The sequence below is a fragment of the Stutzerimonas sp. C6.4V genome, from assembly GCF_058536345.1.
The window spans coordinates 574037-591619 of record NZ_JBZUBM010000001.1 but is presented as its reverse complement, the minus strand read 5'-3'; the positions used below and the strand labels follow the sequence as shown (position 1 = coordinate 591619).

The window sequence follows — 17583 nt, the reverse complement described above, 5'->3', positions numbered from 1 at the left end:
CCGGTTGCAGACAACAACTCATTGTTTATCGGGAGATTTGCGGGCTCTTTAAGCGGCGCCCGACGAATGGCAGAACGTCACGTCGCCATCATCGGTGAGGCGAACTGTCACACTCTCGCCATTTTCAGGCCTTGATCCATGTCATCAAAATGACGTCAAAATATGGTCTAGGCCGTGTTATCCGACGAACTGCAGCGGAGCCTCAAGTGGGCATCGATGGGTTGTTGCTGAGCTGCCGATTGCCGAAGCCACCGGCTAAAGGGCGATCAGCTCAATGGCCCCGCTCTGCTTGGCGCGATACATGGCGCGATCGGCGGCGGACAGGAGCGAACCGGCATCGAACGGATCGTGCTGCTGAATCGCCAGGCCGATGCTAGGCCGGAGCATCAAGGCACGCTCACCAAGCGAAACCGGCTCTTCCATCGCCTGCAAGAGCTTTTCCGCCACGAGCCGAGGCTGGATACAGGGATCGGTAATATGGTCGAGCAAGACCACAAATTCATCGCCTGCCAAGCGGGCGATGAAATCGCTGTTGCGCAAGGTCGCCGTCAAACGCCGGGCAAACTCGCACAGCACTGCGTCACCTGCGTCATGCCCGTGGGTGTCATTCACAGCCTTGAAATCATTCAGATCCAGAAACATAACCGCAACGGCTGCTCCAGACTGGCGAGCGCGATGGAGGCCACGGGCGAACTCGATATTCCATGCCGCGCGATTCGGCAAGCCGGTCAGTGCATCCGTCATGGCCAGTTTCTCGAATCCGCGGGTGCGCTGGGTCTGCTCGGTTATGTCGTACATCGTCAGATAAAAGCCGCAACGCTCCTGCCCGTCGGAAACGCTGCGTGATGGACGATCAGGCACCAGCGTGACATGCATATGCAGCGAGCCACCCTCCTCCAACGGCAGCTCCATATCGAAACTCACCGTCTCACCGGTTCTGGCGCGTTCCGCATAGGACATCAGCCGTTCCGTGACAGCTGCCGGAAACACGGAACTGAACAGCGTGCCGCTTATCTCTTCGTTGCGGATATCCAGATGTCTTGCGTACGGCTCATTGATGAACTCGAAACACAGCGCTGGATCAACGTGACCCACCCAGGCCGGCACATTATTGGCAATGGCCCGGAGCTGCTGCTCGCTCTCACGCAGACGCTGCGCGGCGCGGTGCTGCTCCGTAAGATCCTGTAGCTGAACGACCATATGAGGCTGACGGCTGCCCGCTGCCGACACTGAGGATATCGACAGGTGCCCGAAAAGGATGGCGCCCGACCGATGCAGATAGCGCCCACTGAACTGCACCTGGCTTTTCAAGCCTTGAGCCAGCTGCCTTACGGCCTCCTGATGCACCTGCAGTTCATCCGGATGAACCAGATACTCAAACCGGGTCCTCATCAGCTCAGCCCGCGGATAGCCGAAGGTTTTGCACCACGCATCATTTACGTCTTGCCAGTGTCCGTCATAGGTGACCAGAGCCATGCCCTGTGCAGCAGCGGCAAACGCGTCATTGAATCGCTGCGCCTCGCTTGCAGCTGCCCGCTGTGCGGCATCCAGGCGGGTAATGTCATGCATCGTGCAGACTGCCCCGATCAGTTCACCGTCAGGACCGAACAACGGATCTGCGTTACAAGCCACCAGCCGTGCGGGCTGGTGCGCCGTGCGAATGATCATCTCCGTCTCGCGTACCCGCTCGCCACGCCAGGCGCGCAGCAAGGGGATCTGATCCGTTTGCAACAATGCCTCGCCGGACGGCTCGTACAGACCAAAGTGCTCCGCCCATTGGTCTTGCGGTATCGCTCTCGGGTCGATGCCATGCCATTCACGGGCAGTGCGATTGAATTCAACCAGCACACCGTCCGCGTTACAGGTCACTACCCCTCCGGGCATGGTTTCAAGGAGACGCTGCAAGGTGCGCTGTCGCGTCTCGGCAGTGAGCTTGAGCCGACGGATTTCCAGTGATTCCACAGCGCGGCGCGCCAGCCTCTGGAGGGCTTCAGACTGGAGCGCGTCCAGGTTTCTGGGGCGCGTATCGATGATGCACAGGGTTCCGTATCGGTATCCCTCCGGGCTGCTGAGCGGCGCGCCGGCATAAAACCGGATATAGGGTTCACCTGTGACGAGTGGGTTATCGCTGAACCTCGGATCGGCAGCTGCGTCGGGCACCACGAACACGCCTTCATGGTCGAGGGCATGAGCGCAGAACGAGACGCTGCGGGGTGTCTCTTGCGCTTCAAGGCCAAGGCTTGCCTTGAACCATTGCCGGTTGGCGTCGACAAGGCTGACCAGCGCTATCGGCGTATCGCACAGGCGCGACGCGAGCCAGACCAGGTCATCGAATTCCTTCTCCGGGGGCGTATCCATGACCTGCAGGGCATAGAGAGCTGCCAGGCGGCCGTCTTCCTTGTCGAGCGAGCAGTTGGCCTGGTTTCCAGCAACCTCAGTCATGTTCTGTTCCATTGCTTGTGACGGCCTGGTCGGCCCGAATCTGTCGGTGCCGAGAGCGCTCGCTTTGATGATCGAGGGGTTTGAACCAGCCTTACAGCTGAATAGCCAAACAGCGCGCTAAGGGGGCTGAGCGTCAATACCCGGCCCCGGCGCGATTATCACCGAAGCGGTGCACCTGTACGCACCCCAGTCGTCGATGGATGTGCAAAATGCATCATTCCTCCCGCTGCGGCAGGTTCCGAGCGGCTACCGGCTCGGCCCAGGGATCGTAGGTACCGAAGGTCCACAGGTGCCCTTCCAGGTCGCGGCAGCTGAAACTACGACCACCGTAATCCTCGTCCTTCAGCTCGATGACGATCTCCGCACCGGCGGCCTTGGCCTGGTTATAGAGACCATCGGCGCTGCTGACGACAACGTAAATGGCCTGGGTAGAGACTCCACCTACCTCGTCATGCTGTCTGAGCTCCTGACCATAGCCTGAATCGGTCACTGGCCCGAGCATCACCATGCCACTGCCGAAGCCGAGTTGCGCATGGATGACACCCACCAGCCTGTCTTCGATGACCCGTTGCGGCTCGAAATCGAACGCCCTGCAGAGCCATTCCAGCGCCGCGGGGACGTCACGGTAGCGCAGACAGGGGATCAGATTGGAGGTGGTGTGCTTGCTGTACAGGGACATGAGCTCTCCTTTGAGGATACGGCGACGTACATCCTGATAGAGACGCGCCGCCTAAAAGGTGAGACCGATCCAGACGCCGACGTTCACACCGCTAGGCCCGTTCGGCCAGCGCAAGACGAACGCCCAGACCGATCAGCACGGATCCCAGCACCCGATCCAGCCACCGACCGACCCGGCGGTTGGCCTGCAACATCGAACGCGCACGCGCCGCCATCAATACGAAACTGCACTCGACCACGACGGCCACGCATACGACCAGAACCCCGAGAACAATGGCTACACTGCAGCTCGTCGGGAAACTGGCAAAAGTCGACACTTGTGACTTTTTATTGTCACCCCTCTGAACTACTCTCCCGACATAGTGTCAAAGCGCCAGACCGCAGAAGGATCGCGGCGTGATGACACTGCCAACAACAGCAAAGGAAATGCATATGTTCGAAGAAGCCAGCCCGGCGCTCGTCGCCTCACCCTCTAGTGTCATTCTTTTGTCCAGCAACGAACTGTTCGAGACCACGCTCCGCCAGCACCTCAGTGGCTCTGGCCAGGTGCGCATGAGCCGCAGTGGCAGCCTGCGCGCCGGTCAGAACGACCTCGATCTGGTGCTTGTCGACCTTGGCAGTTTCACCTCTGACGATTGCCTGAGGTTGCTCAAGCAGCTGCGCGACATCCCGACCGCCCTGGTCAATGCACAAGCGGACCAGGCGCGTTTGCTTCTCGAACAGCACCCCTGGATCAAGGGTGTCTTTTATTCCGGCACCAGCCGTAGCAATTTCACCCAGGGCATCAGCGTCATGCTCGAAGGCGGTGACTGGCTGCCGAGGGCCTTGATGGAAAAGCTGCTCGGCCGCTATCGGCAACTTACCAACGCCTCACGCGCCATCGACGATCTGTCATTGCGCGAGAAACAGATACTGGCGCTCGCAGGCAAAGGGCTTTCCAACTCCGAGATTGCCGAACGCCTGCATCTGAGCAGCCATACCATCAAGAGCCACATCCACAATGCCCTGGGCAAGCTCGGCGCATCCAACCGGGCGCAGGGCGCTTCGCTGGTACTTGGGCATGTCAGCGAGATGTGCCTGTGAAACCCGCATGGCTGTGCCTGGCATTGCTGCTGGCGGGCCAGGCATATGCAGACGAAGCGGAGCTGCAGGGTTTCATCATCAACGGCACGGTGTCGCGCTCGGGACAGGAGTTCTATCGCAAGTTCTGTGAACGACTGAACAGCACCAGTGCGCTGGACTTCAACCTGGCGGTCAAGGAACGGCCGTCGGCGCGCTGGGGCGTCCTGGTATGGGTGGAGCAGAACGACCAGCCGCTCTATCGCCGCTTCCTGCAACCCAACGTCGCCGATATGGAGCAGACAGCCTATGACGCGGCGGATTTCGTGCTGCAAGAGATAAATCGTAGAAAAGTCGAAGCACTATTCGAAGACACCATTGACCTGGCGAAGGATGAGTTATGAAGCGGCCACAATACAAACCCTCCGGTCTACTGCTGGCCGGTTTGCTCCTCAGCACGGGCGTCACCGCAACCGAGCTGGTCTATACCCCGGTAAACCCGTCATTCGGCGGCAGTCCCCTGAACGGTGCCTGGCTGCTCGGCAGTGCCCAGGCGCAGAACGACACCAAGGATCCTGACGCGGTTGACCGATCCTCGCTGGCCGGCACCTCGGCACTGGACCGCTTCACCAGTCAGCTGGAGTCGCGCCTGCTTTCCGATCTGCTTGGAGATGTGCGTGATGGCAAGACCGGGTCGATCACCACGGACGATTTCATCGTAAACATCAACAACGACGACATCGGCAATCTGGTGGTAAGCATCACCGACAGGCTGACGGGCGAAGTGTCCGAAATCATCATCGGCCAGGATTAACCAAGGAGAGCAAAGGCCATGAGAAGCCTCTTTATCACCATCGGGATGATGGCTGTGCTACAGGGCTGCGCAGTGCGCGAACCAATGTCGGCAGACCAGGAAACCCCAACGCTTACCCCACGCACCTCGACCTATCAGGACCTGCTGCAGCTGCCACGTCCAAAGGGGCCACTGGTGGCCGCCGTCTATGGCTTTCGTGACCAGACCGGACAATACAAGCCAAGCCCGGCCAGCTCCTTCTCCACGGCGGTAACCCAGGGTGCCGCCAGCATGCTGGTCGATGCCATGCAGGCCAGCGGCTGGTTCATCGTGCTCGAGCGCGAGGGTCTGCAGAACGTACTCACCGAACGCAAGATCATCCGTGCCTCGCAGGCCAAGCCGGATGTAGCGCCGAACATCCAGTCCGAGCTGCCTTCACTGCTGGCTGCCAACATCATCATGGAGGGAGCCATCGTCGCCTACGAGACCAACGTGCGCAGCGGTGGCCAGGGCGCCCGCTACCTGGGCATCGGTGTGTCTCAGGAGTATCGGGTCGATCAGGTCACGGTCAACCTGCGCGCCATTGACGTGCGCAGCGGCCAGGTACTGTCCAACGTGATGACCACAAAGACGATCTACTCCATTGGCCGCAGTGCAAACGTCTACAAGTTTATCGAGTTCAAGGAACTGCTCGAGGCCGAAGCGGGCTACACGACCAACGAGCCGGCTCAGCTCTGCGTGCTGTCGGCCATCGAGGCAGCCGTGGCCCACCTGATCGCCCAGGGAGTCGACCGCCGGCTCTGGCAGACCGCCGATGCCACGCCTGCTGCCAAGGCTCAACTGGCGAAATATCTCGAAGCCCCGGAAAAAAAGATCTAGGTCAACGCAGGGTTTCGCCCAGCTGAAGAACCAGCCCCGATCAGCCGGGTCGGTTTCAGCGACATGGCAACCGCTACCCAACACTAATCCTCGCTACAAACGAAACTGCCGGCCGAGTGCCGGCAGTTTCGTTTCGGCATGCACCTCGAATAGGTTCGAGGCGCGATGGACTGCCCCTCGAGACCGGCCAGTCAGCCCGCCCCAATTTGATGCAACCTGACGACTCGATCAGCTTTTTGAAGCACTGTCGTGCGACGTTGCGCCCGCCTGCATCTCACAGCAGCAACCAGAACATTAATAAACTGATGAAAAACATCGGTTTATATGATATTTCCGCTGCGCTTGATCACCTGGCGCGGGCATTGCTTAGAGAGCAAAGCCTGACCGCTTGGACAACTAATACAAGCAGTCTCAACTGCACCCAAGGAGCACAAGATGAAACGCAGCCTCACCACCGCCGCGCTCGCGGCCGGGTTGATCCTCAGCGGACAAACCATGGCCGCGCCCATGCTGTGGCAGAACAACAGCCTGACCTATCTGTACGGCAACGATTTCAAGATCGATCCGGATACCCAGCACACCCTGACCTTCGAGCATGCCAGTGGCTGGACCTGGGGCGACGTGTTCATGTTCGTCGACTACAAATGGAACGAGAGCCAGGACGATCACGACGCGGGACGCACCTACTACGGTGAGTTCAGTCCACGGCTGTCGCTGGGCAAGGTCTCCGGTACCGACTTGTCGTTCGGACCGATCAAGGACGTGTTGGTTGCCTTCACCTACGAGCGCGGCGAGGACGAGGTGCAGAACTATCTGCTCGGCCCGGCTGTGGACCTGGCAGTACCCGGCTTCGACCGTTTCGCTATCAACACCTACTATCGCAAGCCCGACGGCATACGCAACAAGGCTTCAGGCCAGTGGCAGATCACCCCGACCTGGGCGATGACCATTCCGGTCGGCAACTCGGACATTCTCTTCGACGGCTATATCGACTGGGTGGTCAACGACGCTGGCAACGAAGGCTCGGCTGACTATCAATCGAAAAACCTGCATATCAATCCGCAGGTCAAATATGACCTCGGCAAGGCCGTATACCAAAAGGCCGGACAGCTCTATGTCGGTATCGAATATGACTACTGGTCCGACAAGTACGGCATAGATAACGACAGCGCACTGGCCGACATCCTTGGCGGTACCGACCAGAGCGCCTGGAACGCCATCGTCAAGGTTCACTTCTAATCATGCCCGCCGCCCGGCCCGTCCGGGCGGCCAGGCGCGCTCCTGGGCAGCCGTCGTTTGCAACGTCGGCTGCTCCGTTGTGCAACGATCCGACACCAGCCGATCCTTCGATACCGGACGGTTGCAGCACAGACGAGCGACACTGCAAAGCACATTGCAGGGCCCCGTTTCCTGTCTAGCCCTTGCGGGGCGTGAACAAACCACCCCGTACGAAAACAGGGCCGCAAAAGCATGTCCTGCGCTGCCGAAACTCGGGCGGCAACTGCGGGACGCGACAAAAGCGAGCAGCTGATCCTGCGCATGGCAGCCTTTTGGTGCACGACTACGTTCTCCAGCCAGCTCTACCCCTCATTAGCCAAGCACAGGTTGACGGCTGGTACGACAGACTCGAAGCGCTTCGCCCCAGTAGATCCGCTGTCTGAAAGTGTCGCCGGGGGCCCTTCGACGCGAAAAAACTAAGCAAGTGGTCAGCTTCTTGCACCAGGGCAAGCACCGAGACAGGCATTCGAACCTGTGCCAACCCTTCCCCTCTGAGGCCACTGCCATGAAAGAACATACCGAAGCCGACCTGATCCATGGCCTGGACGATCGCCCCACGCCGTTGCCGGCGATCTTCGCCGCCCTGCAGCACATCCTTGCCAGCTTCGTCGGCATCATCACTCCGCCGCTGGTCATCGGCGCCGTGCTGGGTCTCGGCGATCACCTGCCCTATCTGATCAGCATGGCGCTGATGGTTTCCGGTGTCGGCACCTTTCTTCAGGCCCGCAGCCCATGGGGGATCGGCGCCGGCATGATTTGCCTGCAGGGCACCAGCTTCGCCTTTCTCGGGGCGGTGCTGTCGGCTGGCCTGCTGGTCAAGGGCCGCGGCGGCAGCCCGGAAGACATCCTGGCGATGATATTCGGCGTGTGCTTTTTCGGCGCCTTCGTGCAGATCGTTCTCAGCCGCTTCATTGGCCAGCTGCGCAAAGTCATCACGCCGCTGGTGACCGGGATCGTCATTACCCTGATCGGCGTCAGCCTGATCAAGGTCGGCATCACCGACCTGGGCGGTGGGTTCAAGGCCGATGATTTCGGCGCGCCGCGCAACCTGGCACTGGGTGCGCTGGTGTTGCTGACCATCATTCTGCTCAACCGCTCGCAGCAGCCCTGGGTTCGCCTATCGGCCATTGTCATCGGCCTTGCCATTGGCAGCCTCGCCGCTCTGTTCAGCGGCAAGCTGGTCCCGCAACCGCTGCCCGAGCTGCCGCTGATGAGCGTGCCGATGCCCTTCCGCTACGGCTTCTCCTTCGACTGGACAGCCTTCGTACCGGTAGCACTCATCTACGTCATCAGCACCATCGAAACGGTCGGCGACCTGACCGCCAACTGCATGCTTTCGCGCCAGCCGATCGAAGGTCCTAGCTACCTGCGGCGCCTGCGCGGCGGGATTCTCGGCGATGGCGTCAGTTGCCTGATTGCTGCCACCTTCAGCGCCTTTCCCAACACGACATTTGCGCAGAATAACGGCGTGATCCAGATGACGGGCGTGGCCAGCCGCCACGTCGGGCTGTACATCGGTGCGATCCTGTTCGCCCTCGGCCTGTTCCCACTGCTCGGGGCGGTACTGCAGCAGATTCCCAAACCGGTACTCGGCGGCGCCACCCTGATCATGTTCGGCAGCGTTGCAGCTGCGGGCATTCGCATCCTCTCGCAGGTTAGGCTGGACAGGCGCAACATGCTGATCATCGCCGCCTCGCTGGGTATTGGCCTGGGCGTGGCAGCGCAACCGGAGCTGCTGCACCAGATGCCCAGACTCGTGCAGAATCTGTTCGACTCGGCCATCACCTGCGGCGGCCTGACGGCTATTCTGCTGGACCTGCTGTTGCCCCGTGAGCAGACCGAGTCCATTACGGTTGCCCGCGCGCAGCAGGCTTGATCCACACCTACGGTGGCGTCGGACGCCACCGTCTCACTGGCCAGGACCATGAACAACAACGAAGCCACGCTGCCGCTCTACTCCTCGACCGGCAAACCCGCCGGGCGCATCCGACAGAAGAATGAGGAAACCATCCTGACCGCTGCCGCCGAGGAATTTGCCCGTTACGGTTTCAAGGGCACAAGCATGAATGCCATTGCCCTGCGCGCGGGACTGCCCAAGGCCAACCTTCACTATTATTTCAACAGCAAGCTGGGGCTCTACGTCGAGGTGATGCGGCATATCCTCGAGCTGTGGGACACGGCGTTCGATGACCTGACGGTCGACGATGATCCTGCGGAGGCGCTGGCCCGTTACATTCGGATCAAGATGGAATTTTCCCGGCGCAGTCCCGAGGCGTCGAGGATCTTCGCCATGGAGGTCATCGGCGGCTGTGAATGCCTGTCGGAGCATTTCAATCAGGACTATCGCAACTGGTTTCGAGGGCGCGCAGCGGTCTTCGAAGCCTGGATCGCAGCCGGCAAGATGGACCCTGTCGACCCTACGCACCTCATTTTCCTGATCTGGAGCAGCACTCAGCATTACGCGGACTTTTCACACCAGATCCAGCGTGTCACCGGCCACAAGCGGATGACAAAGGCCGATTTCTCGTTGGCCACCGAGAACCTGATACACATCATCCTCAAGGGTTGCGGCCTGACGCCTCCGACGGCTTAGAGCAGACAGCACGGAAACAGGCTTGCCCCGCGATCACTGCTGTACGCGACGAAACACCAGCGCCTTGAGGCCGCTGTCCGGGCTGATATCGGGGAACTCCGGCGGGTTGTCCAGACGCTCCTGGAACACCAAATCCGGCGCTTCGGCCGCCATGCCCTGGATGAGGAAATCCGGGCCCGTATCCGGGTCGTTGATGCAGGCCAGCACGACACCTGTTTCGGTAAGCAGCTCGGGCAGGCGCCTGAGAATCTTCTGGTAATCACGACTCAAGGCAAAGCTGCCCTTCTGAAAAGACGGCGGATCGATGATCACCAGATCGTAGGGACCGGTCTTCTTAACCTTGCCCCACGACTTGAACAGCTCATGGCCAAGAAAGCTGACCCTGCTCAGGTCATGCTCGTTGAGCCGATGGTTGTCGCGCCCGCGGCTCAGCGCGGCGCGCGCCATGTCGAGATTGACCACATGCTCGGCGCCACCGGCGATAGCCGCCACGGAGAACCCGCAGGTATAGGCGAACAGGTTGAGTATCCGCTTGTCCTGGGCATGCTGTTGAACCCAGCGCCTGCCGTAGCGCATATCCAGAAACAGCCCATTGTTCTGCTTGATGCCCAGATCGAGTTTGTAGCGCAGGCCGTTCTCGCTGATCACCCACTCCTCGACCGGCTCGCCAAGCAGCTGCTGCATCCGACTATCGTGTAGGTAGCGGTGCTGCAGCAGCAGGGTATGCGCCCCGCTCGCCGCCCACGCCTGCTTCCCGGTCAGCACCGACAACATCTGTATCAGTCCGTCGAGCTCCGACTCGGCAGGCTCACGAAACAGCGAAACCAGCACCACGCCTTGTAACCAATCGACGGTGACGTGCTCGAGCCCGGCCCAGCAGCGCCCCCGGCCATGGAAGAGCCGGCGGGTTTCGTCCGGCACCTGGAGAAGGGCTTGGCTGAGGTGCTGCTGGAGAGTGGCGAGAACATCAGGCTGCATGAGGCAAATCGTCTCGATGAAAAGGCGCCCATTCTAAACAGGAAGAGCCGATCCGTTGGCTGGAGCAACAGCAGTTGTCACGCCGGGCTGGATGAACTGACCGTTCGCCGGGGCTTGGATGCCGCTTTGCGACCAGCACCCTTGCGCTTTTTCCAGGGTGCGCCGCGACCGGCTGGCGCAGCGGGCCCGCTGATGGTGAGGCGAACGCCCTTGCAACGCTCGACCTGCTTGCTCATCCACGCCGATTGCTTGCTGACGAATTCGTCCAGGCTCATCTCGCCGCTTTGCACCATGTCCAGCGCCTGCTCCCAGATCGCTGTAGTGCCCGGATCGGCGATGGCGCGCGGCACCGCATCGATCAGGCTGAAGGCCGCCGGCGTCGCGGCCAGCGCCTTGCCCTGCTTGGTCAGGTAACCGCGATCGAGCAACCCCTGGATGATGCCGGCGCGAGTCGCCTCGGTGCCGATGCCGGTGGTGTCCTTGAGCTTTTGTTTCAGCTTGGGATCGTCCACCAGCTTGGCGACATTCTTCATCGCCTTGATCAGGTCGCCTTCGGTGAAGGGCTTGGGCGGTTGCGTCCAGAGGTCCTTGAACATCAGGTCGTGAATCGGACACGTCTGCCCTTCTCGCAGCACAGGCAATGTTTGCGGCACGGCCGCTTCCCGGCCGCGGCTGGCCGCCAGCGCCTCGGGCAAGGCGCGCTTCCAGCCCGGTTCGACAATCTGCTTGCCCACCGCCCGCAGCGCCTGGCCCTCACAGTCGAAGTCCGCCTGGGTGCGATCGTATTCATGGTTGGGCAGGAACTGCGCCAGATAGCGCGCACGGATCAGCGTATAGACCGCCCGCGGCTTGCCGGTCAGCCGCTCGAATGCGCCCGTTGCAGTTGTGGGAATGATGCCGTGGTGCGCGCCGACCTTGGCGTCATTCCAGGCGCGCGACCTGCGTCGGGGATCAAGGTGAGGCTTGAGCTCGCCGAGGGCCGGGTCGGCCTGAGCCAGTGCGACAAGAATGCCCGCCGCTTCGCTGTGCTGACTCAGCGGCAGGTAACCGCAATCGCTGCGCGGATAAGTAATGAGCTTGTGGGTTTCGTACAGCGACTGAGCGATATCCAGCGTTTCCTGCGCACCAAGCCCGAGTTTCTTCGAGCAGACTTCCTGCAAGGTGCCGAGGTCGAACGGCAGCGGTGACGCTTCGCGCATTCGCTCGGTCTTGAGCCTTTCCAGCTGGGCGCTGCCGATCGCACGCATGGCATCGGCAGCCTGAAGGGCAAGGCGCTGATCGAGGCAACGGCCCTGTTCATCGCACTGCTCATCCGGAGCACGCCACTGCGCCGTGAACGGCACGGGATCATCGCCCAGCAGCTGCACCTCGATGGCCCAGAACGGCTGCGGGACAAAGCTGGCGATGCTGCGATCACGATCGACCACCAGCCGCAGCGTCGGTGTCTGCACGCGACCAACCGGGAGCACGCCCTGATAGCCGGACTGCCGTCCGAGCAGGGTGAACAGCCGGCTCATGTTCATGCCGATCAGCCAGTCCGCACGCGAGCGACCCAGCGCCGACTGATAGAGATTGAAGGTATCCACCCCGGCTCGCAGCGCGCCGAGGGCCTTGCGGATCGAGGCCTCGTCCAGCGCCGACAGCCACAAGCGCTGGACTGGTCCTCGGTACCGGCAATAGTCCACCAGCTCGCGGGCAATCATCTCGCCTTCGCGATCGGCATCGGTGGCGATCACCAGTTCGCTGGCCTCGCCCAGTAGGCGCTTGACCGCCTTGTACTGGCTCGCCGTCTTGGGTTTGACCTGCATCTTCCAACGCTCGGGCACGATTGGCAGGTCGGCCAGGACCCAGCGCTTGTAGCGGGTGTCATAGCTGTCGGGCGGTGCGGTTTCCAACAGATGGCCGATGCACCAGGTGACAGTCACGCCCGCGCCGAGCCAGCAGCCATCACCACGCCTCGTGGCGCCGAGCACCTGGGCGATATCCTTCGCTTGGGAGGGTTTTTCGCAGAGAAACAGCCGCATCATCTGGTCACTGGTCATTTGCCTGGCGCATAGCATGCGCAGCGGCAGGCGTGCAGGCAACAAATATCTGTATGGATGTACAGCTTCCGAGTCGCGACCTGCCACTGGACGCCGTCTCCGGATCGACTGAACCTGTGGCAGGTTGGTGATTATCAGATTCGTAGGATGGAATCGGCAGCGGCGCATCCGTCGTCTACCGCGAACGACGCCTGTACCGCCGCTACACCCCAAGCGCACCAGCCCACCGGTACGCCAATCACGCCTTCGGCTGATCCACAATGGCGAGCCATCCATGCGGCGAAGTGCTAGCCCTCACCGAAACTGCCGGTACAGGATCGGGATCATGCGCACCGCGTCGTTGGCGTAGCGCTTGGCCAGGCGCCGAGGTTCGGTGCACATACGGTGCAGCCATTCGAGCGACATCCGCTGCATCCATTTCGGCGCCCGCCTGACCTTGCCCGATAGGAAGTCGATGGATGCCCCTACGCAGAGCCCGACCCCTCGTGCTCGCCCATCGGCCTGGATCAACCGTCCAAGAATTTCCTGACGCGGGCAACCCACGGCAAGCACCACGAGTTCGGCGGGGTGACGGACGACGAAGTCCAGGCACGCCTGAACAGCCTGCGGTTGGTCAAAGAACCCCATGGGCGGGTTGTGGTGAAAGAAGGTCACGTTCGGGTATAGCTGACGCATGGTTCGTATCTGCGAAGCGTCGCTGCCAATCACGGTAACCCGCCACGCCTTCGCCTCGGCGATGCACATCAGTTCCCCGGTCAGGTTACTGCCGGGGATGACGTCAGGGACAGGGATGCGCAGCAGCTTCATCAAGCCTTTCAACACCTGGCTGTCGCAAATCCTGTGGCTGGCCTTGGCATAGGCGCTGCGAAGCTCAAGATCATCTTCGAGCCGGACCACGTGGTTGACGTTCGGGGTGACGATATAGCTGAACGCATCCTTGCTCGCCTCGATGACATGGTCGACGAGCTCAGCATTCGATCCGTCGTAGAAGTCGATATCGAACCCTCTTATTGTGCTTTGGCTATTGCAACAGGACGGTCGCTCGTCTGCATTCAGCTCCTTGCGTCCCGGGTGCTTTTGCAAAAGGCTGCCTCCTCGTTCGGCGCGTGGCACTGCACGCAGGGTGCGTTCAAGCTCAGCCCAGGGTTGTCACCGCTGTAGCTTTCATTACTTAAACTGAACCCAGTCGAACGCAGAGGTTCGGCCCAGCCGCCGAGGAACCGGATCACAATCAGCCGGGCATTGAAAAGTGGACGAACGTTCTGCTGCGGCGTGGTGTGCCAGCGGTTCATTGCCGTTGAAACAGGTCATGCACATCTGCTACTGGCCGGTTGCGGCATGGCAGAGACTGCTGGCGGCCAATAGTAGACAGTCGAAGCCGGTAGGCATCGACATAAAGATGACTCTCCCAACCTTGCGGGCAAGAGAGATCGCTGGCAACGATTCATTACTCTCGTATCAAGGTACTCTCGGTGCAATCGAGAGGGAAAACATGACACCTAGTGAACACTTCACCCTCATCGAATCTTATTCGGGCGCCTGTGGACGTCCGCCACCCAGCAGCGTAATCTGATGCTATAACGCCAGCTCCAGTTGTGAATTCTGCACACTGATGTGCTTTCAGAATCGGCTAGCAATTAATAAATTACCAATTTAAAGTTATTTGTTAGAAGGTGGATTTCATATTGAATTTTAAGGCCGCTCGATTAAATGCTTACCACCAATGGCCTCAACGCACAAAATTTAAAGCTGAAGAGAAATTTGATTCGTGCCTGGGACGAAATCATGACAAAATCCCGTTCGAAACAGCGAAGCTAGGCAAGCCTCTGGATAACAACCAAAGCGTCTATATTGGCCACTACCTAGATGGTCTAGAAGCACTCCCGCATCGCCCAGATTACATGTTTGATCATTGTTTTAGAGTGATTGATAGCTCATCCAAAATGCGGTATCCAAAAAAGGGTTTAAAAGGAGTGGCGCAAGGCCTCGGGAAAGAATTAGTCAAAGCGGCGCCGGCGGAGTGGAAGGTTATCACGGATAGTCTTTGCCGCAATCTCCCCGCCCCAACATTGATGTTCATTGTTAGACGCATGTGTGAGTCGTATGCACCGCAAAACGACGCAAGCAAGCAGTTTTCTGGAAGAGTTGTTGATTGCACCGGACAGCTATTTTACGACGAATTCATAAAAAAATTTAGTGTCGACCAGTCCAAATGTATTACACCAATTCCATCTGGCGAGCTTCTTCAATCGGCCTCTAGCTTCATGCGACTTTATCTATCGGGGACGGTGGGAACTCAGAAAAGGCGAAATATTTATCCATCTCTTGACCTCACGAACCCGAAAAACATTCTTACCGATGCTCGCAGGATAGAATTCTTGCTTTCCATATGGTTATTCACCATGCGAAATGAGCGAGCCCATGGATCAGCTTTGAGCCCATTTAAAACGAGCAAGTCTTCTTTGGAGCGATATGAGAGCTACTATTTCTCCATGCTCGCATGTTACATATTTTCTCTCGGTGCCTTGAGCATTTCGAATCCCCATATGATCAGGGCATCGGAAATTGAATCGTGCTGTTTGTCAAACACGGCTTTGCAGAATAATTTCTTTACGCGAAGCTAAACATATTGCAATAGGACGTAGAGTCCGGCGTGGGGGACTGACCGCAGAACAGAGCCCCCCAATCGATCCGGATTCCATAGACGTCACAACGCCGCTTGGGGCCGACAGCTACCGCTCTGGTAGGGCTGGGATGTCGTCTGAATAATTTAAACTCTTACAATCCCAGAGCCTGGTTTTTCTAACGCTTTTAGCCACTCTTTGAGACCTGCACCATCTACTTCATTTATAGAATAGCCGCGAGCAATAATTGTTTCCTTTGCTCCAGGACTTAACTCCGAAGTTGTAACAATTAAGCCGTACTCCGCGTTTAGGTGCTGCATGTCGGCGTGCAGACCCTTAACGATGACTTTTTCAATTTTAGCTTTTTGTCGCTTGCACTGAATTATCATGTGGGGTGGCTCTACTCCCTCGTCTTGGTTGATTTTCCATACTCGAACGTCAACTCCGTCATCGTTTGAGCCTGGACCAAGCTCCACAGAAAAGCCCTGTTGATAAAAATATTCAGCTGTCAGTTCCTCAAACTTTCTCCAGTGCATGTCAGAAAGTCTATCGTGATTTGCAATTAGATAATTCACAAATCTCTGATCTATAAATTCTCCAACTTCAACATCTCCCGATCCGCCCTTGAAAAGAGCCTCTAAGGCTTCAACGCTGCTCCATTCGTTATATCGAAGTCCTGAGTTAGGGCTCAAGCGCATCCCCTCGTCAATGACTTGCACTCTCTCAAGTGCTAACTCTGCGCCTTTAAAGCCATATTTTATATGGGCCGCGCGAATGAACGGGGTTGGATCTAAGGCTTTAGTGCCACTCTTAACAGCGGTCTCTATAAGCTTCGGCCAAATTTCGATGAAAAGTTCTTGTACACCTGCGTGGATTTGTTCAAGATCAGTTCCGCGGTACTTATGGAAAAGGCCAATACCTGTAATATCTCCATTATACTCTTCTTTCGTATATCCAATTCGATAGAGCAGCTTATAAAATAAATCATCATAATCTTCAGATCGAAGCCTTACAACTTGGGTCTCAGAGGCCCTTAGAAGATCTGAGTATCCTGTGCCGACCAAATGATCACACATTTCTTCAATAGACAAAGCTAGGCCAGATTTGTAGCCGGCGGTTTCGGACAAACTATCGCCTAATACTTCTGGGTCGAACCAAATTGATCCCATGCTGCTTTTTCGCTCCCGGATTACCTATGCGGCCGATTATAACTAATTGATATTATAGTGCTGATGTTTGTGCCAAGCCCGAACGAAATAAACCTTTTTTCTTCATGCCTTCCGATATGCGCACAAAGCTAAGTTAGGAAATGAAAAATCCGCTTTCTTTTCTGCACTCTGATCCCGTCTGTGTGCGGCTCGGAATGATTAAAAACTGCCTTCACGGCTGACCGCTTCTGGCCGAAAGCTCCCCATCCACCACCAACCCAAGCCGATACATGCCTACGCATCAGTGAAAAGCGGCGCGCAGACCCGTTTCTATCTCGCCTACCAGGGCAGCACCTGTCCGCTACACGAATAAAACCCACCACTGGCCTCCGGCCCTAAGCCGTCGATCACGCGCAACAGGTCCTGCGTCGCATCGCTCGGCGGGCGGCCTATTTCGGCGCCGCGGAAGGGTTGCGACAGACGCGAATTCACTGTGCCGGGGTGCAACGCCAGCAGCACGACGTTTGGCTGGCTGCGGCGCACTTCGATGGAGGCGGTCTTGATCAGCATGTTCAGCGCGGCCTTGGAGGCGCGGTAGCTGTACCAGCCGCCGAGGCGGTTGTCGCCGATGCTGCCGACCTTGGCTGAGAGCATCGCCAGCACGCCGCGCTGGCGGTCGAGCAGCGGGCAGAAGTGGCGCAGCAGCAGTGCGGGGCCGATCGTGTTGATCTGGAAGGTCTGCAGCAGCTGTTCTTGGTTGAGGTCGGCAAGGCGCTTCTCTGGCATGAAATCGCTGCCGTGGAGCACGCCGGTTGCGTTGATGATCAGGTGAAACGGCCCCTGCCCGGCTACCTCTGCTGCAGCCTGCTCGATGCTGGCCGCTTCAAGCAGATCGAGCGCCGGCACCGTGGAACGACCCAGCTCGACCACCCGGGCGCAGCGTCTGTCATCGCGTAAGGCCTCGACCAGCGCTGCGCCGATGCCGCCGGAGGCACCGATGACCAGCGCGCGATAACCCTCGGGGAACGAATTCATCTGCATGGTGCTTTGCCTCTTGTCGCGGTTGCCC

At 58.8% G+C, this 17583-nt stretch carries 16 protein-coding genes; 8 read left to right on the top strand and 8 right to left on the bottom strand.

All coding sequences use genetic code 11. The features are described from left to right. Nucleotides 1–255 precede the first annotated feature (255 nt). The 3 genes from AC4LFW_RS02795 to AC4LFW_RS02785 form a co-directional block, all read right to left on the bottom strand. Complete coding sequence (locus tag AC4LFW_RS02795) at nucleotides 256–2442, bottom strand: sensor domain-containing diguanylate cyclase (RefSeq protein WP_491817603.1); 2187 nt, start codon at nucleotides 2440–2442, stop codon at nucleotides 256–258. Between the two features lie 214 nt (nucleotides 2443–2656). After that, nucleotides 2657–3121: a VOC family protein gene (locus AC4LFW_RS02790; protein ID WP_491817601.1), complete on the bottom strand. Its 465-nt coding sequence runs from the start codon at nucleotides 3119–3121 to the stop codon at nucleotides 2657–2659. Nucleotides 3122–3212: 91 nt separating this feature from the next. After that, on the bottom strand, nucleotides 3213–3368 hold the full coding sequence (locus tag AC4LFW_RS02785) for a hypothetical protein (protein WP_491817599.1): 156 nt from the start codon (nucleotides 3366–3368) through the stop codon (nucleotides 3213–3215). Between the two features lie 184 nt (nucleotides 3369–3552). On the opposite strand from AC4LFW_RS02785, the gene AC4LFW_RS02780 reads away from it, so the two are divergent. From AC4LFW_RS02780 to AC4LFW_RS02750, 7 genes are all read left to right on the top strand, one after another. Further along, the gene (locus tag AC4LFW_RS02780; RefSeq protein WP_491817597.1) at nucleotides 3553–4203 is read left to right on the top strand and encodes a helix-turn-helix transcriptional regulator; all 651 of its coding nucleotides are present in this window, start codon (nucleotides 3553–3555) and stop codon (nucleotides 4201–4203) included. After that, a complete protein-coding gene (csgE, locus tag AC4LFW_RS02775) occupies nucleotides 4200–4583 on the top strand; it encodes a curli production assembly/transport protein CsgE (protein WP_491817595.1) in 384 nt (127 codons plus the stop codon). Before AC4LFW_RS02780 ends, csgE begins: the two co-directional genes overlap by 4 nt. Beyond that, nucleotides 4580–4993: a curli assembly protein CsgF gene (locus tag AC4LFW_RS02770; protein WP_491817593.1), complete on the top strand. Its 414-nt coding sequence runs from the start codon at nucleotides 4580–4582 to the stop codon at nucleotides 4991–4993. Before csgE ends, AC4LFW_RS02770 begins: the two co-directional genes overlap by 4 nt. Before the next feature lie 18 nt (nucleotides 4994–5011). Continuing rightward, the gene (locus tag AC4LFW_RS02765; protein WP_491817591.1) at nucleotides 5012–5851 is read left to right on the top strand and encodes a CsgG/HfaB family protein; all 840 of its coding nucleotides are present in this window, start codon (nucleotides 5012–5014) and stop codon (nucleotides 5849–5851) included. A 435-nt stretch (nucleotides 5852–6286) separates the two neighbouring features. Then, nucleotides 6287–7090, top strand: a complete 804-nt coding sequence (locus AC4LFW_RS02760; protein ID WP_491817589.1) for an outer membrane protein OmpK — start codon at nucleotides 6287–6289, stop codon at nucleotides 7088–7090. 544 nt (nucleotides 7091–7634) lie between these two features. Next, nucleotides 7635–9005, top strand: a complete 1371-nt coding sequence (locus tag AC4LFW_RS02755; protein WP_491817587.1) for a uracil-xanthine permease family protein — start codon at nucleotides 7635–7637, stop codon at nucleotides 9003–9005. A 48-nt stretch (nucleotides 9006–9053) separates the two neighbouring features. Then, nucleotides 9054–9722: a TetR/AcrR family transcriptional regulator gene (locus AC4LFW_RS02750; protein ID WP_491817586.1), complete on the top strand. Its 669-nt coding sequence runs from the start codon at nucleotides 9054–9056 to the stop codon at nucleotides 9720–9722. Nucleotides 9723–9755: 33 nt separating this feature from the next. Here the strand turns inward: AC4LFW_RS02750 and AC4LFW_RS02745 are convergent, their stop codons facing one another. From AC4LFW_RS02745 to AC4LFW_RS02735, 3 genes are all read right to left on the bottom strand, one after another. Then, complete coding sequence (locus AC4LFW_RS02745) at nucleotides 9756–10700, bottom strand: class I SAM-dependent methyltransferase (protein ID WP_491817584.1); 945 nt, start codon at nucleotides 10698–10700, stop codon at nucleotides 9756–9758. A 77-nt stretch (nucleotides 10701–10777) separates the two neighbouring features. Next, nucleotides 10778–12724, bottom strand: a complete 1947-nt coding sequence (locus AC4LFW_RS02740; RefSeq protein ID WP_491820107.1) for a DNA topoisomerase III — start codon at nucleotides 12722–12724, stop codon at nucleotides 10778–10780. A 312-nt stretch (nucleotides 12725–13036) separates the two neighbouring features. Next, nucleotides 13037–13825, bottom strand: a complete 789-nt coding sequence (locus AC4LFW_RS02735) for a WecB/TagA/CpsF family glycosyltransferase (protein ID WP_491817582.1) — start codon at nucleotides 13823–13825, stop codon at nucleotides 13037–13039. Nucleotides 13826–14427: 602 nt separating this feature from the next. Here AC4LFW_RS02735 and AC4LFW_RS02730 point away from each other — a divergent pair. Beyond that, the gene (locus tag AC4LFW_RS02730) at nucleotides 14428–15366 is read left to right on the top strand and encodes a hypothetical protein (protein ID WP_491817580.1); all 939 of its coding nucleotides are present in this window, start codon (nucleotides 14428–14430) and stop codon (nucleotides 15364–15366) included. 146 nt (nucleotides 15367–15512) lie between these two features. On the opposite strand, the gene AC4LFW_RS02725 is transcribed toward AC4LFW_RS02730, so the two are convergent. Both AC4LFW_RS02725 and AC4LFW_RS02720 read right to left on the bottom strand, forming a co-directional pair. Then, nucleotides 15513–16535 carry a restriction endonuclease gene (locus tag AC4LFW_RS02725; protein ID WP_491817578.1) on the bottom strand — a complete coding sequence of 341 codons (1023 nt, stop codon included), beginning with the start codon at nucleotides 16533–16535 and terminating at the stop codon, nucleotides 15513–15515. Nucleotides 16536–16853: 318 nt separating this feature from the next. After that, nucleotides 16854–17555 (bottom strand): SDR family NAD(P)-dependent oxidoreductase, encoded by a 702-nt coding sequence (locus AC4LFW_RS02720; RefSeq protein WP_491817576.1) that lies wholly within the window; start codon nucleotides 17553–17555, stop codon nucleotides 16854–16856. Nucleotides 17556–17583: the final 28 nt, after the last annotated feature.